Source organism: Tolypothrix sp. VBCCA 56010, from assembly GCF_050875635.1.
GTDB lineage: Bacteria > Cyanobacteriota > Cyanobacteriia > Cyanobacteriales > Nostocaceae > Hassallia.
Map to the genome: position 1 here is coordinate 17,105 of NZ_JBPAOH010000105.1, position 10,526 is coordinate 27,630.

Here is a 10,526-nt window from a genome sequence, read left to right on the forward strand (position 1 = left end):
CAAGGTTTTTGTCAAGCGGTTTTAGTGACCGTTTTGAATAAAAGACTCCACCTTTGCTACATCCTGTTTGCTGCCAATAATCAAAGGGGTGCGCTGGTGCAGTTTTTTCGGTACTATGTCCAAAATATCTACTAGTCCCGTAGTAGCGCGACCACCTGCTTGCTCAATTACAAATGCTAAAGGAGCAGATTCATAAAGCAAGCGCAGTTTACCTTCTGGCTTGGGAAGTATGCCTGGGTAAAGAAATACACCGCCTTGAACTAAAATTCTGTGGATATCACTTACCATTGCCCCACTATAACGAGCGGTATAGCCTTCGGTGCGATGGACGTAGCGAATATATTCGCGAATTGATTCGTCCCATTGCCAAAAATTACCCTCATTTACGCTGTAAACTGAACCGTGGGTAGGAATTTGGATATTTTCTTCGGTGAGAATAAACTCTCCTAAGCTGGGATCGAGGGTAAAAGAATGAACTCCCTTACCTATAGTATATACCAGCATGGTGCTCGGACCATACAGGATGTATCCGGCGGCTATTTGTTTGCGTCCATCAGAAAGTAAATCTTTTGCCTCACCATCAAGATCGTCTCCTTCTTGTTGGCGAATTGCGAAGATTGAACCCAAGCTGAGATTAGTATCGGTGTTAGATGAGCCATCGATCGGATCGTACAACAGCGTGTAGCGACCGATGGGGCAGTTTTCCGGAATGTAGTAGGGTTTTTCCATTTCTTCGGAAGCTAAACGACAAACTAAGCCGCTTTGCTTAAATACCGAGATAAATACGTCGTTGGCGTAGACATCCATCTTTTTGACGGATTCTCCTTGGACATTGACATCCCCTGTAAATCCAAGAACACCTTCCATTAAACCAGCACGGCTGAGGTGACGGGCAACTAGTTTACCTGCCAGGGCTATGCGATTCATCAGCGCACTTAAATCCTGTGCTTGGGGCGAAAAAGTCTTAAATTGCTGTAGGACGTGACGGGATAAAGTTGTACAATCACGATCTAAGCTTTTGTCTGTGATGTCGTTGTTAGACAACTCAAGAGATTCTGGCGATAGAGCCATGTTTTAGTCCTTCCTAACGACTTTGGTTGGTTGAGGTCAACTAAAGGATAAAGTGTGAACTGAGCCTGAACGTATTAATACGTTCGCTTGTACCGCAAAGCTTTTTTCATCCTTTACCCTTTAGCCTTCATTTTGTCGCTGCCTCTATCTTAGAAAGGTAATTTGATAACTTAAGTGTGATTTTAGATAAACTAAATATTTCAAGCTTTTTTCGGTCTGTGCCAAAGCGCGATCGCCCCTTAGATAATGTCATACTTGGGCAAATCTACCTAAGCTTGTAGAATTCAATTATTTTTGTAAATATTTTTCTCTATTTCTTGACTTTTCGTCTGTAGATACTAATACGCCTATAGGGTGGCTTGATGTATCGCAAGCAAAGTTGTTAAGATATCCGCCCAAAAATACCATCTGTTTTAACGTTGGCTGCACTTGGACGATCCTTGCTATATCCTTATCCTTAAGAATGAAAAAACCGACTAGTACGTAAGGGCAAAAATAAAGCGACCATTCAGAATAGGCACAAAGGCTTCTTTTTTGGTGACTTCTGCCTTGTTATACTAGTCGTGACATTTGCCTATCGGCATCACAACTTGCCGCGTGGAAACTTCTCTGGATTTATGGTAATTGTTAATTGTTTCTAATTTTCCCGACTTCCGTCTTGCATAACTAGAAAACAATTTGCTACTATAAGAGTCCCTCTTTTTAATAGTCTTGTTTTTTCCCCCAACTACTTCGTTGGCTCTCCTCGCGTGGTTTGGCTTTATTAACTCGAAGTTGACGACCCATCCATTCTGCGCCATCTAACTCTGTAATAGCGGCATCTTCTTGAGCCTCTTCGGACATTTCTACAAAAGCAAAGCCGCGCAGTCGTCCAGTTTCGCGGTCTGTAGGCAAGACGACTCTTTTTACCTCGCCGTACTCTGCAAATACTTCTTTTAAGTCGGCTTCGCTAGCGCGGTAGGAGAGATTTCCAACGTAAATAGTCATGTGGGATCACGTAAATTTCAACTAGGAGCGATGAGTTCAGCTGTAGAAATTTAACTTTTCTCAAAGATTGCTTTCTTCGCATCCGAGTCACCAAAGCGCGGATGTTAGAGATTAGCAAGCAATGTGCTTGCATTATCTACTAATCGATTAGCGATCGGGCTGAACTTACGCATACGCTCATATAATAACTGATTGTGTCATTCTTCAAAGTATGAGATTTTACAAACACTCTTAATTTACAATTAGTTGCGCTTATATGTTTAATAAATGATACCATTAGCGTGTATAATTATAATCTTTTTGTCAAACAAAGTACCGTTAAACCTGTGGCGCTTCTTTAGGAGCATACTTTGTTTTTATGTATAAAATATATTAATTATCGACAGTAGAGGCGTTGAATACAACGCCTCTATAGTATGTAAAATTATTTAGTCAACAAAAGTTCACTCAATTGATATTGACTGAGGACCGCTGGTTCTGCCGTTATGTGCAAGACTAGTGGAAGTAGTATAACTAGTTGAGCCTAGCTGTTGATTGAGCCAGCTTTTAACCGGGTCGTCAGCCAACTGGAGTCGAAGCAAACCAGAGAAGAATCCGCCCAGAAATGAGCCTGGATGCTGGGTAAATTGTTTAAAGATTGGTGACAATTCATCAAGGAACATGAAGAATCTCCTAATGTTGGTGTGAAAAATTAAGCTACTGCTTAATTTATCGTAACTTGTTGTAAAGACGTTCCGTCGGAACGTCTCTACAATATGTGTGATTTCCTAGACGTGATATTAAGCGCATATAAATGCAAAGCGATGGTGTAAGAAAAGCAATTACATCCACCGCACTTAATTATCTATTTTTACATTGGACTTTGTTCGGGCATCATGCACTTATCAGAGTCGCAACCGGCAGGTCCTGCTTCCGTTAACTCTCCGGAATCATAGCGACTTAAGACACCATGAAAGTCATCAGTTTGACGACGCATTTCTACTTCTTTGAGTAGATGCTCATACTGTTCTTTGGTGATAGGTTCAAATGGCAAACGCGGGAAAGTTTGATGATCGTCAAAGCGTGCCAGAAGTGCAGCGCTAATGTAACCTTCATCATTTTGTATAGCTTGCCAAATCAGATGTGATAGCGCTTCTACTTCGTTTTCCCGCAGTTCGATGGTGGCAGAGGTGTTATGCGTGACATAGAATTTCTGCACTTGCATGTAGAAATCCATTTGAGCGATCGCACTAAATTGACTAATATCAATTTCATCAACTCCAGGTATATCAGCCCAAGGTACAGCAACGGGAATTTCTACCAACCATTCCGAACATCTAGGATCGAAGGGATCGTTTAACAAATTGCCCTGTTCATCTTTATCAGATTGCGAGGGAATGACATTATAGCCGTAGTCAATACAAGCTAAAGCTACCGGGTCATTTTTGCCAAAAGTAATCCTGCGAAGAAATCTTTGGGCTTTAGGGGGATGCCATCCAGGACTAGCACCAGTTAATAAAGATTTAGTTCCACTCGGTTGAACTGTAGTGCAGCGATTTGGACGTTTGAAATTATAGCGATCGCAATAATCCCAAACAACACGATGCACAATTTCTTTCCATGAGGTTAGGTATTTTTCCTCTTGTTGTTTAAACGCTATTCCTTGAGCATTTTCTGGTCTTCCTTCTGTCCACCAACGCAACCAATCAACCCCAAAAGCATGAACAAAGAAATCAAATAAACCTGTGAAAGAAACTCCTACAATCGGGTCTAATTCGCGGCTGTATTGATAGCGTGGCTCGATGAATTTGTGATGTAAAAGTGCGGCTACAGATAGCGCTCCAGCGGTAAAAGCTTCCTCCTGTTCTTTGTAGTTAGTTGGGTCAATTTGATTGAGGTGAACCTCTGAAAGGTTACAGTGAAAATTTGCGCCAATAATTTCTCCGCAGTTGTGAGTAATACAACCGTTAGCAATGAAAGAATGAGTGAGAGGAACATGAAGATCGTAAACAGGTTCTTCTCCAAATTCTTCAACATTATTAATCTGAGCGGTGAAACAAGAATTAATAGTTGCTGCTGTGTAGTTTGGTAGAAGTTTAGCGTTCCATTCTTCTAATCTTTGTTCTTTCGCTGGTGATAGTGGAAAACCTATTAACTGATGAAATAGCTTGTAACCAAAAGAATGAATACAAAGAGTATAAGAGCCATTGTCAGCACTGAGTTTTGTAGTTCCGTCAGCCGTGGTGTAAAAAACTCCTCTGTAACCTTTTTTCCTCTGACAGCGCACTGTACTCAGAATTCCTAGTTGGAGCAGAATTAGTTGGATTTGTTGCAATAAAACTTTTGATTTGTTAACCAACTTAATTCGGCGGCAGTCTTTTTCTACAGTACCATCAGCACTAAAAATTCCTTGGAGGAATCCAATCAGCACTTCCTGTGATTGACTTAAAAATTTAACTGGTAGTATGTCTTTACTATCAATTTCTAGGTAACTAAAAAATTGTTCTAACAAAGGAGATTGAGTTCTAAACTCATATACTCCTTTGTGGAGTTTTCTGACATATTCAACACCAGTAATAGATTTCACTGCTCGACCCACCACAGGGTAAGCATAATCATACTCTTCTTGATTGAAAACAAAACCCTTTGCAAAATGAGATTGTTTTCTGCCATGTTTTTGTGGTTTGATTATGACATTATAGCCATCTCCATACCACCAACCAATCATTTGCCCTTGTTCAACTGTGATAGTACCTTCACCAAAGTATCCTGCACCTTTCTGAATATAGATATGATGCTCTGAAGTTAAGTCTTTGGTTGCTACCCATCCTTTATTAGTAAAGTGTTGATGGTCAGCAGTACATCTCATTTGCTGTCCATTTGCTAGAGTAATAAGATAAGTTGTTTGTACTCCTGTTTGAAAAGCGATCGCATCAGTTAATCTAACTCCATCTAATCCTACAGAACGCAAATCAACTAAAGCTTGAAATGGTTTACCAACTAAATCTTTAATTGGTACTAATCCCTGATTAGTAGATACTAAGGTGTCACCTGCATGACAAGGATTTAAACCGTAACGAGCTAAACGATGTTCCAATTCCGACGCATCAAGCTGAGGATAGCGATTTTGCAACCACTGTTTTGCTGTTCCTTGTTCGTAAGCTTGTAAAAAATCAGTTTTCAAAGCTTGGGTTGACAGCAAATCGCAATTAGCTCTGGCTACAGCTTCACCAGCCCATTGAATTGCACCCTCGCCGCTATAATACTGTTTGCGGACAGCCTCAACACATTCTTCTAATGTTGGCTTGCGGTGAAAAACTCTGGTATGGTTTGCCATCCTGAGTGCATCGCGCTCTGGATCGATTCGCCAGTTGCCATTGTCATCTTGCTGCCATAAATTATCTTTAGCAGTGGCTGCTAGGCGATCGCCTGAATCAAACTGACGCATCCCCGCGCTTCTCCGGATATTGCCTGCTACAATTGTTACCGCTGCTTGATCGATTAACAAACAGCATTCAACTGAATTTAATTGCCGTCCGACAGCTTTATTCAGGATGGATGCACAACGTTCATACAGTCCAGGTAATTTTACCGGATTAGCAACGCCACCAAAGCCCTTGAGAATTTCTCCGGCTTTACGGACATCACTGATATCAACGATAACTTCAACTTCTGTTGAAAATCTTTCATCACTAGAGAGTTTTAAAAGTGTTTGATATGATTCAACCCAACCTTGACGGCTGTCTCCAACGTGGATGGTGACGGAATTTCCGGTTATTTTGGTTTCTGTAAATTCCCGACGCTGTTCAACAGGAATACTGCCAATTTCACCTTGAACGGTGACATTTAAGCGGTTGCGGATGGGGGGAATTTGGCTGATATATTTTGGTTCGATGACGGCACCAGTACCATTAAACTAAGCAACACCCTCGCGAGTGCTACTCGTCTTCAGAACCGGACATGAGACTTTCACCTCATCCGGCTCCTCAATAATCATACCTTTGTCATAGGAACTGTTCAAACTACCATCTCTGGCTGTTTTCTGGTCGTGACAATGTTTGTGCAATGCTTGCAGGTTATCAAGTTTTCTTTTACCACCTAAGCTAATCGGTTGTATATGGTCAATTTCGATTTTATCTTCCGTTGTGAAAGTAAGACCGTAATGGGCACATTTTCCCTTTTGCTTGTGTAGTGTTTTTGCAAGTAAAGATGGAATCTCTTTACTCTTACCTGTTCTTAAACCCCAATAAGTGAAGTCACCGTTAAATGGTGAGGCTTCCCCTTTCACTTTGATGTGTCGTACAATATCTACCTGTGTGTGCTTATTAAGGGTATAACTCTCTTTAGTATCTGGATTATTATATCCGAATACCCAGTTGTCTTTACCAACTGTAATCCAATATTTCTCAACAACCCATTCAGTACCTTTATTGTAATGTCTGGATTTTGCCCATACCATTAGTTTCTTATAAATCATGTGATTTAAGATTCTGAAGGCATCGGTTGAGCAGGCTGAAGAATAATAGTTTCTCCATCCTTCTATTATTGGGTTGATTCTTGAAATTAGTACCTTTTGGGGTGCTGCTTTATGGGAATCAATAATATCGGCTATCTCTTTGTAGTGGCGTTTTATTGCGTTTTTACTTGGTTGAATTATCGTTTGGAAACCTAGGATTTCTCCATTTGATGCCCGTGCGCTCATTCCATCATTTAGGGGAAATTGTCTAACATTAAATCCTAGGAAGTCAAAACCAGGGGTTTCACCTTCATATTTATCTAATGTGTGACAGATTCTCGTTTTGCTTGGTTTTAATTCCAAGCCGATGTCTTTTAGGAAACCTTCTATTACCGCTTTTGCCCCTAAGACAACATTAATATCTTCGTGAAGAATCACGAAATCATCGGCATATCTGATTAAACTTAATGCATTCCGGTTTTGCTTTTTCCCCCAGTTCCTACGAGTATGAAGGGTATTTGCATATTCCTTAATCACTTCTTCCATTCCATGAAGCGCGATATTAGCCAGTAAAGGCGAAACGATTCCACCTTGAGGCGTACCTGCTTTTGTCGGGAACAATTGATTTCCATCAACATATCCGGCTTTTAACCACTTTCGTGTTAACCGTCTCATTGATGGGTATGTATTAAGCTTTTCAAGTAGCTTTTGATGATTAATATTGTCGAAACACTTAGATATATTTGCATCTAGTACATATTTAGCTTTACCATGTAAAGCCGTATATATAGCTTCAATTGCGTCGTGTACTGCACGTCCCGGTCTAAACCCGTAACTATTAGGCTCAAATTTGGATTCCCATTGTGGTTCTAAGGCTAACTTTGCGAGTGCTTGTTTTGCCCGGTCTTCCATTGTCGGGATTCCTAGAGGTCGTTTTTCGTCTGTTCCTAATTTTGGAATCGATACTTTACGGGTTGGCTTAACCTTCCCATTCAAGTTTAGATTCTTTGCTAGTCTCAGACGACTTTCGTATCCGAGGGATTTTACCCCGTCTACCCCTGCTGTTTTCTTGCCTTGATTATCTTGGGTTACTTTTCGCGTAGCTAATAGCTTTGCATACCAGGATTTCATCAAAGTTTTTTGGAGTCGTCGCATTGCTTTGACATCACCACGTTGAACAGCTTTGTATATGCGCTTTTGCAACTTGAACACTATCCTCTGAATTTTCTTCCAGTTGATTTTGTTCCATACCACCGTAGTCTTAAAACTCGTTTTAGTCGTTTTCATTGCTACTTGTACCTATACATATCTGATTACCGTGAGTCTGTCAGCGTATCCTACGCATTACTGTAGGCATTTGCTTTTGACTCAATCTCGCCACATAGGGACTTCCGGTTAGCACCTACTCAGGTATTCGACCTCCTGAGAGAATCTATGTGGTTACTTCGTTCCTAATAGTCATTGATTGAGAGGTTAGGTTTCTACTGTTCACCGGGGTTACGAGCGGTGCAAACCGAACGGTTGTATTTTGGTTGCTCTCCCCTTGCCTTTTGGCACAGCCTGTTAATCCACTAGGCTGTTTTATATGCTGACGATGATTCAAACGTAGATTTGCTCAAAGCTAACCATACTCTCTTGCTAGATGTGTCGAAATCTGGATTAATTTCTTAACACCGTTCATTCCCGCTTTACGGATTGATGGCTAGTCGCTACCGTAGGGAAAGTGCTTTCACCCTTGCACTTAGGGGGTTGGACTTCATCAAAGTTTTTAATTGTTTTCAGATTTATCATTGGATATTTCTATCCTTTTATTCTGAAAATTTCTTCTTTGGTGTCACCAACATGACTATTAAGTTGTCAAGGTTCTTACCATATTGGTATTACCTTGCGGCTAATCCTCCAAAGCCCTTGTGGGTGTAGGTTTCTAGCCAACGAATCGCACGCAACCCATCATAGCCAGATCCATCATCAATCCGAAAGCATTCCAGTCTTCGAGGTTGGTGGAGGTGCAATTATAACCCCCAGAAAAGTTTTTCGGCTTGGATATCCAGTCTGTACCACCGACCCACAGCCAGCGTCCACTGGGCAACGCTTTTAAGTTTTGCTGCATTTGTTGGAGTATAGCAGCGTCTTCTGGGCGTAGCTTTCCCACATTGGTTAAGCCCGTGAGAGTGCGATCGCACACTTGTTCCCATGTCTCTCTTTGTCCGACCTTTAAGGCACGGCTATAAGTTCTAAAAAACACTGGATTAGCAGCAGGGGCAGTTTCTGGAAACTTTGCCAAAAGGCGTTTGAGTTCAAGTTCTCGAACCATGAGTCAAATATTGTTGGTTATTCTCCGACAGATTATGACTATACGCCAAGTAGATGTAACGCGAAAGATTGCAATTTTTTTCGATTTGCGCTAGCTCAACGGCTGCACTGAGTTACAGTAAAGTTTTAATTTTATGTTTGAATTTTATTATGTCTGTTGCCCCTTGGCGATCGCCTCTGGCTCGTGCGCTTCATCGCAACCGCGACCTTGTTTATGCTCGTTACCTCCAACTGGCAACACTTCGGGCAAATAATCGCCCCGCTAATCGTACCGTTGTCTTTCGCGGCTTTCTCGAAGACACCAACCAGTTAAAATTTATCACCGATGCCCGCAGCGAAAAAATCGACCAGATACGGCAGCAACCTTGGGCAGAAATTTGCTGGTACTTCCCCAACACGCGAGAACAATTCCGCATCAGTGGAAGCTTGACTTTAGTTGGATGTGATAATTATGACTCTGTTTTCCAGAAAGCACGCATCACCACTTGGCAAGAGCTAAGTGATAATGCGCGGTTACAATTTGCTTGGGCTGATCCTGGTAAACCTAGAGTTCAAGATCCAGCAGCTTTTAATCCACCACCACCCGATCCGACTCAGCCTTTGGCAAATTTCTGCCTATTGCTACTTGATCCGGTACAAGTAGACCACCTGGAATTAAAAGGCGATCCACAAAACCGATATTTATACTGCTTAAACGAGCAGCAAGAGTGGTTTAGTCAAGAAATTAATCCTTGATGGAAATGCGGAATGGGGCATCGGGTAGACTGAATGCTCGGCTTGCTCAAGCTGCAAAACTTTAGATAAGGAGGAAATCATGGACTTCTCGCACTGGTTCTTATTGGTCTGCACCCTACTCGCTCTCTATAACCTTGGTGTGATCTGGTTTGTCCAACTCGTCGTCTACCCGCTTTTCGCCAAGGTGGGATCGGATGACTATGTTGCTTATCACACGTTCTATTTAAGTCGAATACCGCTTCCGGTCATTGTCCCAGGGTTCGCTTGCTTTCTCTTACCCATCGTGCTGATTTTCTTCCGTCCCGTGTCGATACCACTGTGGATTGCTCTAGCGAATGCAGTCTGTGGGCTAGTAGGGCTGGTCGTGACCGTGGCGCTAGAGATACCGCGTCATTACCGACTGGAGAACGGTGGCAAGCAGGAAAGAGTGATTGGGGAACTGATCCGCTACAACTGGCCGCGAACACTAGGGATTACTGGCTCTGCCTTCCTAACGCTCGTTATGCTCACGTTGGCATTCTCGCCAGCATAGCGATCGCCAAGCCTCCAGAATCTACATCGAGCGGTATGGTCAGTTACCTCAAGCGAGAAAAGCTTAGAAAATCAATCATTCTACGATCATTGGCTTCACTATCACTACTTCCTGCCTTATTTGTTCGTATAGAAGGACTATCAAAGTTAAAAAGGCTGAATCATGACTGTAGAAATTCTTTTTTTTCGTTGCCTATCTCAATATTCTGCCGTTGTAACCTAGCTAATTGCTTTTTAGCTTTTCTATAAGCTTTAGGATTATTAAAAGTTACATTAGTTGACAGGGTAGCTAAAGCATTAAACTCAACGAGGTTGTCACCAACCCCGTTGGTCTTCAAAACCGTGCGTGAAGTAGGGTAGGCAGCCAGCGAGTTACCAATATTGGCACTTTTCCAACCACCCCCCTCCAAACTACGCATGACCGTTTCCGTATCACGTAGCTTTCCGGTAATCT

At 42.0% G+C, this 10,526-nt stretch carries 8 protein-coding genes and 1 pseudogene; 2 read left to right on the forward strand and 7 right to left on the reverse strand.

Translation table 11 applies throughout. The annotated features are described in order from the left end of the window. Positions 1-21: 21 nt before the first annotated feature. The 6 genes and pseudogenes from fbp to AABK37_RS28015 all read right to left on the reverse strand — a co-directional run. Entirely contained in the window at positions 22-1,071 is a 1,050-nt protein-coding gene (gene fbp / locus AABK37_RS27990) for a class 1 fructose-bisphosphatase (protein ID WP_432554765.1), read from the reverse strand. A gap of 702 nt (positions 1,072-1,773) precedes the next feature. Next, the gene (locus tag AABK37_RS27995; protein ID WP_432554766.1) at positions 1,774-2,058 is read right to left on the reverse strand and encodes an RNA recognition motif domain-containing protein; all 285 of its coding nucleotides are present in this window, start codon (positions 2,056-2,058) and stop codon (positions 1,774-1,776) included. Positions 2,059-2,501: 443 nt separating this feature from the next. Next, positions 2,502-2,720 carry a hypothetical protein gene (locus tag AABK37_RS28000; RefSeq protein ID WP_432554767.1) on the reverse strand — a complete coding sequence of 73 codons (219 nt, stop codon included), beginning with the start codon at positions 2,718-2,720 and terminating at the stop codon, positions 2,502-2,504. A 188-nt stretch (positions 2,721-2,908) separates the two neighbouring features. Continuing rightward, positions 2,909-5,932, reverse strand: coding sequence for a ribonucleoside-triphosphate reductase, adenosylcobalamin-dependent (nrdJ, locus tag AABK37_RS28005; protein ID WP_432554774.1), 3,024 nt, complete (start codon positions 5,930-5,932; stop codon positions 2,909-2,911). A gap of 21 nt (positions 5,933-5,953) precedes the next feature. After that, positions 5,954-7,780 (reverse strand): group II intron reverse transcriptase/maturase, encoded by a 1,827-nt coding sequence (gene ltrA, locus AABK37_RS28010; protein WP_432554768.1) that lies wholly within the window; start codon positions 7,778-7,780, stop codon positions 5,954-5,956. 655 nt (positions 7,781-8,435) lie between these two features. Continuing rightward, positions 8,436-8,807, reverse strand: a pseudogene (locus AABK37_RS28015) (ribonucleoside-triphosphate reductase, adenosylcobalamin-dependent); the annotation flags it as partial. Positions 8,808-8,956: 149 nt separating this feature from the next. On the opposite strand from AABK37_RS28015, the gene AABK37_RS28020 reads away from it, so the two are divergent. Together AABK37_RS28020 and AABK37_RS28025 are read left to right on the forward strand one after the other, a co-directional pair. Next, entirely contained in the window at positions 8,957-9,541 is a 585-nt protein-coding gene (locus tag AABK37_RS28020) for an Npun_F5749 family FMN-dependent PPOX-type flavoprotein (RefSeq protein WP_432554769.1), read from the forward strand. 79 nt (positions 9,542-9,620) lie between these two features. Next, on the forward strand, positions 9,621-10,073 hold the full coding sequence (locus AABK37_RS28025) for a hypothetical protein (protein ID WP_432554770.1): 453 nt from the start codon (positions 9,621-9,623) through the stop codon (positions 10,071-10,073). Positions 10,074-10,233: 160 nt separating this feature from the next. On the opposite strand, the gene AABK37_RS28030 is transcribed toward AABK37_RS28025, so the two are convergent. After that, positions 10,234-10,526: hypothetical protein (locus tag AABK37_RS28030; RefSeq protein WP_432554771.1), on the reverse strand; the 293-nt coding region annotated here is incomplete at its 5' end.